Origin of the sequence: Agrobacterium sp. SORGH_AS_0745, from assembly GCF_030818995.1 — a bacterium.
Lineage (GTDB): Bacteria > Pseudomonadota > Alphaproteobacteria > Rhizobiales > Rhizobiaceae > Agrobacterium > Agrobacterium tumefaciens.
Map to the genome: position 1 here is coordinate 711,095 of NZ_JAUTBI010000001.1, position 12,867 is coordinate 723,961.

Consider the following 12,867-nt stretch of genomic DNA (forward strand, 5'->3'; position numbering starts at 1 on the left):
TCACGCACTTTCACACCATGGGAGAAGAACCAATGGCCGAGAAAAAACTCGACGACCTGTTTTACGATACGCTGAAGGATATCTATTACGCCGAAAGGCAGATCCTGAAAGCTCTGCCGAAAATGGCGCGGGCAGCGACAGACCCGAAGCTGAAACAGGCCTTCGAAAAGCACAAAGAAGAAACGCAGGGCCAGATCGAACGCCTGCAGGAAGTGTTCGAGATCATCGGCAAGCGGGCGCAGGGTAAGACCTGCGAGGCCATCCAGGGCATCATTGCCGAGGGCGAAGAGATTATGGACGATTTCAAGGGCACCGCAGCTCTCGATGCCGGTCTCATTTCCTCAGCCCAGGCGGTCGAACATTACGAAATCGCCCGTTATGGCACCCTGAAGGCATGGGCCGAAAAGCTTGGTCATGCCAATGCCGTTACCCTGCTGGATGCGACGCTGAAGGAAGAGTCCAAGACGGACGATGCGCTGAGCGCGCTTGCCAAGACATCGATCAATGCCGCAGCACAGAAAAAGGCGGCCTGATCGCCTTTTCCAACTGCACAAGCAAAAACCGGAATGGTCACCCATTCCGGTTTTTTTTGTTTGATTGAATCCGCCTCGTTTTACGGCAGGGTATAGGCGATCACATAGTCGCCCGGCTTGGTTCCAACCGAGCCGTGACCACCCGCAACCATCACAACATATTGCTTGCCGCCATCCAGCGCATAGGTCATGGGCGTTGCCTGCCCGCCAGCCGGCAGACGTGCTTCCCAGAGCTGTTTGCCGGTGGTGAGGTTGTAGGCGCGCAGATAGTTGTCGACGGCAGCACCGAGGAAGGCCACGCCACCCTTGGTAATCATCGGCCCGCCAATGCCCGGTACGCCCACCTTGAAGGGCAACGGCAGCGGCGTCATGTCATGGACCGTGCCGTTCTTGTGCTTGTAGGCGATATCGCCGGTGCGCAGGTCGGCACCAGCGACATAACCCCACGGCGGTGCCTGGCAGGGGATTTTCAGCGGACCGAGGAACGGTCCCATGAAGACGCCATAGGGCGCACCGTCATTGCGGTTCAGCCCCTGCTCACTGCCCTTCTCGTCCTGGCCCTTCGGCGGGATGTCGGCGCGCGGCACGAGCTGCGAGGTAAAGGCAAGGTATGTCGGCATGCCGAACATGACCTGACGTTCGGGATCGACCGCGACGCTGCCCCAGTTGAACGTGCCAAAATTGCCGGGATAGATGATGGAGCCGTTCAGCGAGGGCGGCGTATAGCGGCCCTGATAGTTCAGCTGATGGAAGCGGATGCGGCAGGCGAGCTGATCGAACATGGAGACGCCCCACATGTCCTTTTCCTTCAGCGGCTCCGGCTTGAACGACAGCGCCGTCGTTGGCTGAGTCGGGGAGCTGAAGTCCTCAGGGATTGTACCGCCCGGTGCCGGTTCTTCCGTAATCGGCAGAAGCGGCTCACCCGTGCGCCGGTCCAGAACGTAGATATCGCCCTGCTTTGTAGGGCCGACGAGTGCAGGAACGCTTTGACCGTTCTTGGTGATGTCGAGCAGCACCGGCTGGGCCGGCACATCCATATCCCAGAGGTCGTGATGAACCGTCTGGCGCACCCAGCGATCCTTGCCGGTATTGATATCGAGCGCCACGATGGAGGAGGAATATTTCTCCACATTCTCGCTGCGACCCATACCAAGCTGGTCCGGCACCTGATTGCCGAGGGGTACGTAAACGAGGCCAAGCCCCTCGTCGTAGCTCAACACGGACCAGCTGTTCGGCGAGTTGGTAGTGTAGGTTTCGCCTGCGGCAATCGGCTCGGTCTTTTCCGGATTGCCGGAATCCCAGTTCCAGATGAGTGCGCCGCTGTTCACATCGAACGCACGGATGACGCCGGACTGTTCCTGCGTGGAGTAGTTATCGTTCACCGCACCGCCGATGATGATCTTGCCCGCCGCGATCACGGGCGGCGAGGTCGAATAATAATAACCGGCAGGATTGTATTTCATGCCCTGTTCCAGATGCAGCACGCCCTGATCCGCAAAGGATGTGCAAATCTGACCGGTCGCTGCATCAAGCGCAATCAGCCGCGCATCCGAGGTCGGCAGGTAAACGCGCTGGGCGCAGGCGGTGCCCTGTGCGGCATTGGGTTCGGCATAATAGGAAACACCGCGGCACGTCTGGTGCTGGCGGTCCGGGTTAAGACCGACATTGGGGTCGTATTTCCATTTTTCCTTGCCGGTGGCGGCATCAATGGCGATCGCCCAATTGTGCGGCGTGCAGATATAAAGCGTATTGCCGATCTTGAGCGGCGTTACCTGATAGGTGGTTTCACCCACATCATCCGGTAGCTTCACGTCGCCGGTCTGGTACCGCCACGCTTCCTTCAGCTGCGAAACATTATCGACATTGACCTGCGTCAGCGGCGAATAGCGCTGGCCATAAGGCGTGCGGCCGTATTGATGCCAATCGCCATCCGGCACGTCGCCGCCATAGATCGGAGCTGACGCCACCTTCTCCTCAGACAAGGACCCTGCCTGGTCATGCGGATCCTGCGCCATCGAATATCCCGCCACCACAATGGAGGCGAGAACGGAGAGCGCGAGTGGCCAGGCGTTCGGGCCGTAATTCAGCCCTGTCGGGCTTGAAAAACCGAGAGGCTTCCTGACCCAGGGCACCAACAACCACAGGCCGATAAGAATGACGAAGCCACCCCGCGGCCCAAGTTGCCACCAGTCGAAACCCACTTCCCAGAGGGCCCAGGCGAGTGTCGCGACAATGAAGACGGCATAGACGTGGAGAGCTGCCCGGTTACGCTTGAACAGCAGAATGGCTGTCAACAGGAAGGCCATACCGGAAAGGACGTAATAGAAGCTCCCGCCCAACATGACGAGCTGAGAGCCAAAACCGAACAGCGCAAGGCCGATCAGCGATAGAATAACCGCAGTAACGGTGACTGCCATGAATGAAACCCCCGATTCCTGTCACTTTGCGTGAAATGGAATTGGGGGCAATCTGGTTCCATACAAACTCAACATTCACCGTGAAAAATTTCACGGCATGATGGTTATGGGTTTTGTGGCGCCGGCGCAGTCTCCGTCTGAGCGTTTTGCGGCCGGTTCTCGTCGGGTTCGAAAACCGCATATTCGACGACCGTCCAGACCACCAGCGCGAGAAGCAGACTGACAACCAGGATGACAAGAACCGGACGTCCTTTTACCCCTTGCCGCGCCCGCGTTGCGGTTTCATTTTTCGGATCATGCCGACCGCCAAGATAGCTGGTATTTTCTCTGGCCATGTCTCTCACTCCCTGTAACCCTGGTGATTTAATTCACAGGGACACAGTTTGTTCCAGACAGCAAAATCAGCTTAGCCGTACTCTGCGACCGCAAGTCTATCGCAACCGGCACCGTCGAACTCATCGACCGCACTGAAACTTTGCCCAATCCCCAGCCACGAGAATGGTGGCCGGCGATTGACGTCTTCGGTTTCGCACTGGATTTCCGGCGGGTTTTCAGAAATCGACAGCCACAGCGGTGGTCCCGCCGTTTCAAAGTCGCATTGGTCGCCGGCGGCTTCGAGGTATCTCGTCGTGTCGCGGCGACGCACCCGCCATACGGGCAGCATCTCCAGAAAATTGAGAATTCGTATCATCATGATTGTCAGGCGAAATATCTATTAAAAACGACGTCCCTACTGTGGCACGCCCGCCGCGCAAGCGCATCCCTGCGGAGGTACAAGCGGAACGAATGGTCGGATTGTGCCAACATTCCGTCATACAGTGTCAGATCGGCTTCGAAACAATCGCGTCAGCGACCGAGCTGCACGATCCAGCGTGTCCACTCTGCGCTATCCGGTTTGATAATATCCGGTATGGTATCGCGGTTTTCGGATGCGAAATGCCGCATCTGACGCGGCGACAGGCCGAAGGTCTTCTTGAAAACGCGGCTGAAATTTTCCGGGTTGGTGAAGCCATAGGACGCCGCCACCTCAGCTATCGTCATATGGGCCGACTGCGGCGCCCGCAGGAAATCCATTGCCCGTTCGAGGCGCCTATGGGTGATACAGGCCGAAAACCCGCCCAGCGGTTCGAAAAGCCGGTAGACGGTGCGTCGCGATACGCCGAACTCGCCCATGACCTTTTCCACCGACAAGGCCGGATCGAGCAGATGATTGTCGATATAGCGCCTGATGGATGCTCGCAGCGCCCGCTGAACACCCTGCGCATTGTCTTCCCGGACATGATTATTGATGGCAGCCGCGGCAAGCTCCAGCAATGGCGAGACCGTGGCCGCGCCGTCATTGGCGTTCATGACGTCAAAGTGGCGGTAAACGCTGGTCATCGTTTCCCGCAGCAGAGATACCAGCGGCAAACCGGCCGGCAGCACGCGCTCGTGATTATTGCCGGAACCGATGAGCCTGCCTTCCAGCAGCCGGCGCGGCACGACAAGGCTCAGATGATCGTGATCGGTTGTGGCTGTGGCCAGCGGCTGCGCCATGTCAATGATGTAGAGATCGCCCGGGCCGGCAGTCTCGCCCGCTCCGCGCCGCGACATGCTTTGGCCGCTGGCGTAAAATTGCAGGAGAAAGCCGTCCATCCCGTCCCGGGCAATCTTGTGGCGCGAGCGGTCGAAATCCTGCGCCGAGGACTGGGTGCGGCCAAGCGCGACATTGCCGATGAAGGCGGCATCGACACTAGCAAAAAAACCGTCATCCTGCGATCTGCGCAGGCGGGCATCAAAAAGCACGTTGATCGAATCCCGCCACAGCGCCATGGCGTCGCGCTTCGGCACATGGCGTGTATCGAAACGCGAGCGCGCTAACGGAGCTTCCGAAAACCCTGTGTTCATAATACCGCTGTTCCGTGAAAACGGCGCTGACCCCGCCGCACGCAAAACTATACAGTATTGAAATCGCCTCACAATACCGGAAGGACGGCAGATGGTTCGCTTGAGCCGGATGCGCGAAAATTATTTAGCGGTCCAGCCGCCATCGATGGAAATGGTGGTGCCGGTGATGGAGCGCGCCATATCGCCGGTGAGGTAAAGCGCCATCTCCGCCACTTCCTCCGGCTGCACGAAACGTCGCGTCGGCTGCGGCGCAAGCATCACCTTCTTCACCACCTCATCCTCGCCCATGCCATGCAGGCGCGCCTGATCGGCAACCTGCGACGCGACGAGTGGCGTCCAGACGTAACCGGGGCAGATGGCGTTGCAGGTAATGCCAAGTTCGGCCACTTCCAGCGCCACGCTTTTCGTCAGGCCCACCACGGCATGTTTCGTCGCCACATAGGGACCCTTGAAGGGTGAGGCGCGCAACCCGTGCGCGGAAGCAATATTGACGATGCGCCCCCAACCCCTTTCCTTCATGCCCGGCAGGGCTGCACGGATCGTATGAAAAGCGCTGTCGAGGGAGATCGCGACAATATGGGAGAAATCGGCGAAATCGAATTCGTCGATCGGCGCGACCTTCTGAATACCGGCATTGTTGACGAGCACGTCAATGTGACCGAATTCGGCAATGACGGTTTCCGGCAGATGTGCACTCTCGTCATAATTGGCGAGGTTGGCAGAAAAATAGACCGGCCGGTGCCGCGCCACCTTCGCAACCGCCTCCAGTGCCTGCGTCGCCGCCTCCACGGTTTCTATGCCGTGGACGGCGACGAGAAATCCCGCCTCGGCAAAACGTTTGGCGATGGCAAGGCCAATGCCGCTGGTGGAGCCGGTGACCAGAACGGTTTTCGGTTGATCCTCCATCATCCTAATCCTTCAGTTGCGGCAGGTTGCGGAAAAGCTCGAGCGCTTCGGGATTGGCGAGCGCGTCGGTGTTTTTCACCGGCCTGCCATGAATGGTGTCGCGAACTGCGATTTCGGAAATCTTGCCCGAGCGCGTACGGGGAATGGCCGTGACGGCAATGATCCTTGCCGGAACATGCCGTGGCGTAGCACCCGAGCGGATGCGGGTACGGATGGTCTTTTCGAGGTCCTCCGTCAGCGCTGCACCCTCTTTAAGGCGCACGAAGAGGATAACCCGCTGGTCACCGTCAATGTCCTGACCCACGGCAATCGCTTCCTCGACCTCCGGCACTGCTTCCACCTGACGGTAGATTTCCGCCGTACCGATGCGAACCCCACCGGGATTGAGCGTCGTATCCGAGCGCCCGTGGATGACATATCCGCCGGTGGCACGCATTTCGGCAAAATCGCCATGCGCCCAGATGCCCGGGAAGCGATCGAAATAGGCAGCCTGATAACGAGAACCGTCCTCATCGCCCCAGAATTTGACCGGTATGGAAAGATGGGCATTGCGGCAGACGAGCTCACCAGCCACGCCGCGAACGGGATGGCCTTCGTCGTCCAGGGTATCGACATCCATACCGAGCATCGCGCCCTGCAGCTCCCCACGGTGAACAGGTTGCAGCGGATTGCCGCCAAGGAAACAGGCGCATATATCCGTGCCGCCGGAAATGGAGGCGAGATGCAGATCGGCCTTCCAGTCGCGATAGATATAATCGAAGGATTGCGGGATGAGCGGCGAGCCGGTGGAAAGGATTGTCCGAAGGGATGAAAGGTCATGGGTTTCGCGCGGTTTCAACCCTGCCTTCAGGCATGCGTCGATAAATTTGGCCGATGTTCCGAAGGTCGCGATCCGTTCGGCGTCAATGAGATCGATCAGCCGCGCGGGCGACGGATAACCCGGATTGCCATCATAGGTGACGAGGGTGGCGCCAAGCGCCAGGCCGGACACCTGCCAGTTCCACATCATCCAGCCGCAGGTGGTGAAATAGAAGAAACGTTCGCCTTGCCTGATATCGCATTGCAGCTTCTGCTCCTTCATATGCTGAAGAAGCAGGCCACCGCCGGAATGGGTGATGCATTTCGGCTTGCCGGTGGTGCCGGAGGAATAAAGGATCGCCAGCGGCGCCTTGACCGGCAGCCGGTTGAACGCGATTTCACCCGGCTCAAAGGGCGAAACGAAATCATTCAACGTCACGCAGCCGAGATCGGAAAGGCTGGCGGGAACAACGTCACCAATCAGCACTATCTTTTGAGGTGCAGCGCTTTCCACCACCGCGCGGATGGTCGGTCCGACATCGATCCGCTTGCCGGCATAACCGTATTCCGGCACGGCGATGAGGATTTTCGGATCGATCTGCGAGAGCCGGTCGGACGCTCCCGCCGGGCCGAAATCCGGTGAACAGGACGACCAGATGGCTCCGATGGCGCTCGTTGCCAGATAACCGACGATCGCCTCGATATCGTGGGTGACGATAGCGCCGATACGATCGCCTTCCTTCACGCCTGCGTGGACAAGCGCCTGCACCATGAGGGAGACATCCGCATAAAGCTGCCTGCGGCTGATTTCACGCCGCGTGCCATCATCTCGATGGGCGATGATCGCCAACCGTTTATCGGCATCGCGCAGCAGGTTTTCGGCATAATTGAGCCTCGCGCCGGGATAAAACTCGGCTTCCCGCATGGTCGCGCCAGGCTTGAAGGCCCTTTCGCCGCGCGTGCCGATGATCCCCAGCTCGTCCCACAGGGCATTGTAAAAGGCATCCGGTGCCTCAATGGACCAGCGCAGCAGGCCGGAATAATCATCAGCCGAAAGCCCATGCAGCGATGAGGTCCTTGTGGCAAAGGCAAAAAGCGCCGAGTGCTCCAGCCTTTCCATTGGCGGTACCCACAGAATATCCGACGGCGTGGCGTCCATCATGCCTCGCCTCCGCGTAGCATTTCGACGATTGCGGAAAAATCACGCGCGCCACCGCCCTCACCCACGAAGTTCTCATAAAGCGTCGATGCTGCGGCGCCGAGTGGAGTGGCAACGCCGGCTCCACTCGCGGCCGCCTGCGAGAGTAGCAAATCCTTCAGCATCAGCGCCGCAGCGAAACCCGGTTGATAATCATTGTTCGCCGGTGATGTCCGCACTGGTCCCGGCACCGGGCAATAGGTGGTGAGCGACCAGCATTGACCCGATGAGGTGGAGGCGACATCGAACAGCGCCTGATGCGAAAGGCCGAGTTTTTCGCCCAGCACGAAGGCCTCGGAAACCGCAATCATGGAAATGCCGAGGATCATGTTGTTACAGATCTTGGCCGCCTGGCCGTTGCCGCCCTTGCCGCAATGGACGATCTTCTTGCCCATGGCTTCCAGCACCGGCTTGGCCGCCGAGAAAGCCTCAGCCTCTCCGCCACACATGAAGGTCAAGGTGCCGGCACTGGCACCGCCCGTACCGCCAGATACAGGCGCGTCGACGGAGGGGCAACCGGCGGAAGCGGCAAGCTCGTGTGCCTTCAGGGCGCTGTCCATATCCACCGTCGAGCAATCGATGAGAAGCGTTCCGGCAGCTATTTTCTGCACCAGATCGCCATATACCGAAACAACATGTTCCCCCTTCGGCAGCATGGTTACGATCACTTCTGCCGCATCAATGGCTTCTGCAGAATCAAAAGCGACGGGAATTCCGGCCTCCCTCGCCGCCGCGCGGCATGCCTCGGAAAGGTCGAAACCCCTGACGGCATAACCGGCCTTGACGAGATTGGCGGCCATCGGCAGGCCCATATGGCCAAGTCCGATAAAAGCGACGGTCTTCATGGGAACGCTCCTCTTAGCGATTATCCGCAAGGATCATGTCGGCAGCCTTTTCGGCAATCATGATCGTTGGCGAATTGGTATTTCCGGACGTGATCCTCGGCATGATGGAGGCGTCCGCCACACGCAGCCCTGCAAGCTTGCGGAATTTCAGCCGCGTATCGACAACACTTTCGGCATCGGAGCCCATGCGCAGGGTGCCGACGGGGTGGAATATGGTCGTGCCGATATCGCCCGCAGCGCGGGCCAGATCGTCGTCATTCTCAAAAGTGGGGCCGGGCCGGTATTCCTGCGGTTTGAACCGCGAAAAGGCGGGCTGGTTGACGATGCGGCGCGTCAGCCGCATGGAATCGATGGCTACCCGGCGGTCGCCTTCCGTCGACAGATAATTCGGTCGGATTTCCGGCTGCATGGCGAAATCCGGTCCTTTCACATGCACTGAGCCTCGGCTTTCGGGCCGCAGATTGCAGACACTTGCCGTAATGGCCGGAAAAGTGTGAACCGGATCACCAAACTTGTCGAGTGACACCGGCTGGACATGATATTCCAGATCCGCCGTCTCCTTTTCCGGAGAGGAACGGGTGAAGACACCAAGCTGGCTCGGCGCCATCGACATCGGCCCGGAGCGGGTCAAAGCATATTCGAGGCCGATCCTTGCCTTTCCGAACAGCGTGGAGGCCCTCTCATTCAGCGTCAGGACGCCTGAAACCTTATAGACCATGCGCAATTGCAGATGATCCTGCAGGTTCTCGCCCACACCTTGAACTTCCGTCACTGTGTCGATACCGGCGGCCTGCAACACGTCGCCGCGGCCAACGCCGGAAAGCTCCAGAATGTGTGGTGAACCGACTGCACCTGCCGAAAGCACCGTTTCGCGCCGTGCACGCATCTTTTTCAAGACGCCGTCGTGGTGAAACTCGACGCCTGTGACCAGGCCCTCTTCGACGATGAGACGCTTGACATGGGCCTTGGTCATGACTGTCAAATTCCGGCGGCCAAGCGCCGGTTTCAAAAAGGCCTTGGCCGTGTTCCAGCGCCAGCCCGACCGCTGGTTCACATCGAAATAACCGGCGCCTTCATTGTCGCCCCGGTTGAAATCTTCGGTCGCAGGAATGCCGGCCTCACCCGCCGCCTGCTGAAAGGCATCAAGCACATCCCAGCGCACGCGCGCCTTCTCCACCCGCCATTCGCCGCCGGTGGAATGCATGTCGCCCTTGCCGCGATAAAAATCCTCCGACTTCAGGAAATAGGGCAGGATATCATCCCATCCCCAACCCTCGCAGCCGAGTTGACGCCAGACATCGTAGTCGCGGGCCTGACCGCGCATATAGATCATGCCGTTGATGGAGGAGCAGCCGCCGAGAACCTTGCCGCGAGGATAGATCAACGACCTTCCGTTAAGCCCAGGTTCTTCCGCCGTCTTGAAACACCAGTCGGTGCGCGGATTGTTGATGCAATAGAGATAACCGACCGGAATATGGATCCAATGATAATTATCGTTGCCACCCGCTTCCAGCAGCAGGACGCGATTGTTCGGGTCTTTCGAGAGGCGGTTGGCGAGAACGCATCCCGCACTTCCCGCTCCGATGACGATATAGTCAAATTCCGCCATGCTATTCTCCATGGGGCGCCCTTGCCGCGTCGCCCCGGACGCGGAGGAGCCTTCCCCCTGTTTCAAAAAATTCTTATCCCCGGTGCTGAAAACCCAGTTTTCGCCCGAGCCGCGAAGCGTAAAATTCACCGATCAGACCGCGCCGGAACACCAGAACGCAGGCCATGAAAACGAGGCCGGTGATGATGGTGACCGGGAAATCGGATGTCGCGAGATAGTTCTGCAGCGCGACGACAAGCCCCGCACCGAAGATCGGGCCGATCATGGTGCCAATGCCGCCGAGCAGGGTCATCAGGATAACCTCGCCCGACATCTGCCAGGCCACATCGGTCAAGGTTGCGAACTGGAACACCAGCGCCTTCAGGCCGCCCGCAAGACCGGCAAGCGCCGCCGACATGACGAAAGCACCAAGCTTGTAACGCTGCACGCTGTATCCAAGAGAAATGGCGCGCTGCTCGTTTTCGCGGATGGATTTCAGGATCATGCCGAAGGGCGAGTTGACGAAACGCCAGATGACGAGAAGTGCCAGCACGAAGGCGGCCAGCACCGTGTAGTAAATGTTCAGCGGCGCGTTGAGATCGAGAAGGCCGAAGAGGTGTCCACGCGGTACGCCCTGCAATCCGTCCTCACCATGGGTGAAGGGTGCTTGAAGGCAGAAAAAATAAAACATCTGCGACAAGGCAAGCGTGATCATGGCGAAATAGATGCCCTGCCGGCGAATGGCGAAAAAGCCGATGACGAGGCCAAGAAGGGCGGCACCCGCCATGCCGATGAGGAGGCCGATCTCGGGCGTGACGCCCCATTCCTTCACCGAATAGGCGGTGAAATAGGCAGCGCCGCCGAAAAATGCCGCATGGCCGAAGGAAAGCAGCCCGGTGTAACCGATCAGCAGATTGAAGGCGCAGGCAAACAGCGCGAAGCAAAGCAGCTTCATCAGAAAGATCGGATAAACGAACATCGGTGCAGCGATCAGCACGGCCAATCCTGCCAGTATCATCACGGTCTTGATGGTTCCAGCGGTTGCGGAAACCTCGGCCTGCGGCATCGCGCCGGCTGTCGGGTTGTGAGTGGCTTTGGACATATCAGGCGTCCTTTCCGAAAAGTCCGGCGGGGCGGATGAGCAGCACAAAGGCCATGATGACGAAGATGACGATGTTGGACGCTTCCGGGTAGAACACCTTGGTCAGGCCTTCAGCGATACCCAGCATGTAGCCGGTGACGATGGCGCCCATGATCGACCCCATGCCGCCGACCACGACGACGGCGAAGACGACGATGATGAGGTTGGTGCCCATCAGCGGTGAGACCTGATAGATCGGCGCGGCCAGCACGCCGGTGAAGCCGGCAAGGCCCGCACCCAGCGCGTAGGTCAGCGTCAGGAGCACAGGCACGTTGATACCGAAGGCCTGCACCAGTGTCGGATTTTCCGTCGCCGCCCGCAGATAGGAGCCGAGCCGCGTTTTTTCGATCAACGCCCAGGTGGCGATGCAGGCGACAAGCGAGATGACGACAACGAAAGCGCGGTAGTTCGGCAGGAACATGAAGCCGAGATTGGTGCCGCCGGCAAGCTCGCGCGGAACCGAATAAGGTTGACCCGCCGCACCATACAGCCAGCGGAACGTGCCTTCCACCACCAGCGCCAGGCCGAAGGTGAAGAGCAGCCCATACAGCGGATCGAGATCGTAAAGCCGCGACAGTAGCAGGCGCTCGATGATCGCGCCGAAAAGTGCAACGACAAGCGGCGTCACCACCAGTGCCCACCAGAAGCTGATGCCGAAATATTGCAGGCCGAGAAAGGCGACGAAAGCGCCAAGCATATATTGGGCGCCATGGGCGAAATTGATGACGCGCAGGAGGCCGAAAATGACGGCAAGGCCGAGCGACAGGAGCGCATAAAACGACCCGTTGATGAGGCCGATCAGCAATTGCCCGAGCAGGGCCTGAAGCGGAACGCCGAAGAGCATGGTCATCGTTAAACCCCCAGCACTTTATTGAGTTCGCCCATGCGGCCGGAAAGCTCGCCCACCGGAAAATTGCTGACCATCTGGCCATGATCCATCAGGTAGAAACGATCTGCGATGCGGCTGGCGAAGCGGAAATTCTGCTCGACCAGAACCACTGTCATGCCACGACTTTTCAAGGTCTTCAGCACCTCACCGATGCGCTGCACGATTACAGGCGCAAGCCCTTCGGTCGGCTCATCGAGCAGGAGAACCTTGACCCCTGTGCGCAGGATGCGCGCCATGGCCAGCATCTGCTGTTCGCCGCCGGAAAGCTTGGTGCCGGGGCTCGCCCGGCGTTCGTAAAGATTGGGAAACAGCTCGTAGATTTCATCGAGCGTCATGCCGCCGGATGCGACGACGGGCGGCAGTTTCAGATTTTCCTCGACGCTCAGTGTCGCGAAGATGCCGCGCTCTTCCGGCACGAAACCGAGGCCGTATTTCGCCGTGCGATGCAACGGCACCGGCATCAGATCCTTGCCGCCGAGCTTGATCACGCCCTTGCGGTTGCGGATGATGCCCATGATGGTGCGCAGCGTCGTGGTCTTGCCAACCCCATTGCGCCCGAGAATGGTGATGGTTTCGCCTTCGCCGACGGTCAGATCGACACCGTGCAGCGCCTGGCTTTCGCCGTACCAGGATTTCAGGTTGGAGACTTCGAGCATTGCCGCCAT

12 protein-coding genes are annotated in these 12,867 nt (G+C 59.3%); 1 reads left to right on the forward strand and 11 read right to left on the reverse strand.

From position 1 onward, the window contains the following. The first annotated feature begins 32 nt into the window (after positions 1–32). Positions 33–533 (forward strand): YciE/YciF ferroxidase family protein, encoded by a 501-nt coding sequence (locus QE432_RS03140; protein WP_004431986.1) that lies wholly within the window; start codon positions 33–35, stop codon positions 531–533. Between the two features lie 80 nt (positions 534–613). On the opposite strand, the gene QE432_RS03145 is transcribed toward QE432_RS03140, so the two are convergent. From QE432_RS03145 to QE432_RS03195, 11 genes are all read right to left on the reverse strand, one after another. Next, entirely contained in the window at positions 614–2,950 is a 2,337-nt protein-coding gene (locus QE432_RS03145; protein WP_019566511.1) for a glucose/quinate/shikimate family membrane-bound PQQ-dependent dehydrogenase, read from the reverse strand. 104 nt (positions 2,951–3,054) lie between these two features. Further along, positions 3,055–3,285, reverse strand: coding sequence for a hypothetical protein (locus QE432_RS03150; protein WP_004431981.1), 231 nt, complete (start codon positions 3,283–3,285; stop codon positions 3,055–3,057). 71 nt (positions 3,286–3,356) lie between these two features. After that, entirely contained in the window at positions 3,357–3,641 is a 285-nt protein-coding gene (locus tag QE432_RS03155; RefSeq protein WP_004431978.1) for a hypothetical protein, read from the reverse strand. Between the two features lie 155 nt (positions 3,642–3,796). Beyond that, entirely contained in the window at positions 3,797–4,840 is a 1,044-nt protein-coding gene (locus QE432_RS03160; RefSeq protein ID WP_050923926.1) for a helix-turn-helix domain-containing protein, read from the reverse strand. A 117-nt stretch (positions 4,841–4,957) separates the two neighbouring features. Further along, positions 4,958–5,743 carry a 3-hydroxybutyrate dehydrogenase gene (locus QE432_RS03165; protein WP_306623931.1) on the reverse strand — a complete coding sequence of 262 codons (786 nt, stop codon included), beginning with the start codon at positions 5,741–5,743 and terminating at the stop codon, positions 4,958–4,960. Positions 5,744–5,747: 4 nt separating this feature from the next. After that, entirely contained in the window at positions 5,748–7,703 is a 1,956-nt protein-coding gene (locus QE432_RS03170; RefSeq protein WP_306623353.1) for an acetoacetate--CoA ligase, read from the reverse strand. Further along, a complete protein-coding gene (gene mmsB, locus QE432_RS03175; protein ID WP_025595203.1) occupies positions 7,700–8,584 on the reverse strand; it encodes a 3-hydroxyisobutyrate dehydrogenase in 885 nt (294 codons plus the stop codon). Before mmsB ends, QE432_RS03170 begins: the two co-directional genes overlap by 4 nt. A gap of 13 nt (positions 8,585–8,597) precedes the next feature. Beyond that, complete coding sequence (locus tag QE432_RS03180; RefSeq protein ID WP_004431964.1) at positions 8,598–10,193, reverse strand: GMC family oxidoreductase; 1,596 nt, start codon at positions 10,191–10,193, stop codon at positions 8,598–8,600. Between the two features lie 73 nt (positions 10,194–10,266). Further along, complete coding sequence (locus tag QE432_RS03185; protein ID WP_004431962.1) at positions 10,267–11,274, reverse strand: branched-chain amino acid ABC transporter permease; 1,008 nt, start codon at positions 11,272–11,274, stop codon at positions 10,267–10,269. Position 11,275: 1 nt separating this feature from the next. Beyond that, complete coding sequence (locus QE432_RS03190) at positions 11,276–12,163, reverse strand: branched-chain amino acid ABC transporter permease (RefSeq protein WP_004431959.1); 888 nt, start codon at positions 12,161–12,163, stop codon at positions 11,276–11,278. A gap of 2 nt (positions 12,164–12,165) precedes the next feature. Further along, the gene (locus QE432_RS03195; protein WP_004431956.1) at positions 12,166–12,867 is read right to left on the reverse strand and encodes an ABC transporter ATP-binding protein; all 702 of its coding nucleotides are present in this window, start codon (positions 12,865–12,867) and stop codon (positions 12,166–12,168) included.

What these genes read in the sequence shown, in the direction of transcription:
- QE432_RS03140 (WP_004431986.1), top strand. Translation starts at nt 33, where the DNA reads ATGGCCGAGAAAAAACTCGACGACCTGTTTTACGATACGCTGAAGGAT.
- QE432_RS03145 (WP_019566511.1), bottom strand. Translation starts at nt 2,950, where the DNA reads ATGGCAGTCACCGTTACTGCGGTTATTCTATCGCTGATCGGCCTTGCG.
- QE432_RS03150 (WP_004431981.1), bottom strand. Translation starts at nt 3,285, where the DNA reads ATGGCCAGAGAAAATACCAGCTATCTTGGCGGTCGGCATGATCCGAAA.
- QE432_RS03155 (WP_004431978.1), bottom strand. Translation starts at nt 3,641, where the DNA reads ATGATACGAATTCTCAATTTTCTGGAGATGCTGCCCGTATGGCGGGTG.
- QE432_RS03165 (WP_306623931.1), bottom strand. Translation starts at nt 5,743, where the DNA reads ATGGAGGATCAACCGAAAACCGTTCTGGTCACCGGCTCCACCAGCGGC.
- QE432_RS03170 (WP_306623353.1), bottom strand. Translation starts at nt 7,703, where the DNA reads ATGATGGACGCCACGCCGTCGGATATTCTGTGGGTACCGCCAATGGAA.
- mmsB (WP_025595203.1), bottom strand. Translation starts at nt 8,584, where the DNA reads ATGAAGACCGTCGCTTTTATCGGACTTGGCCATATGGGCCTGCCGATG.
- QE432_RS03180 (WP_004431964.1), bottom strand. Translation starts at nt 10,193, where the DNA reads ATGGCGGAATTTGACTATATCGTCATCGGAGCGGGAAGTGCGGGATGC.
- QE432_RS03185 (WP_004431962.1), bottom strand. Translation starts at nt 11,274, where the DNA reads ATGTCCAAAGCCACTCACAACCCGACAGCCGGCGCGATGCCGCAGGCC.
- QE432_RS03190 (WP_004431959.1), bottom strand. Translation starts at nt 12,163, where the DNA reads ATGACCATGCTCTTCGGCGTTCCGCTTCAGGCCCTGCTCGGGCAATTG.
- QE432_RS03195 (WP_004431956.1), bottom strand. Translation starts at nt 12,867, where the DNA reads ATGGCGGCAATGCTCGAAGTCTCCAACCTGAAATCCTGGTACGGCGAA.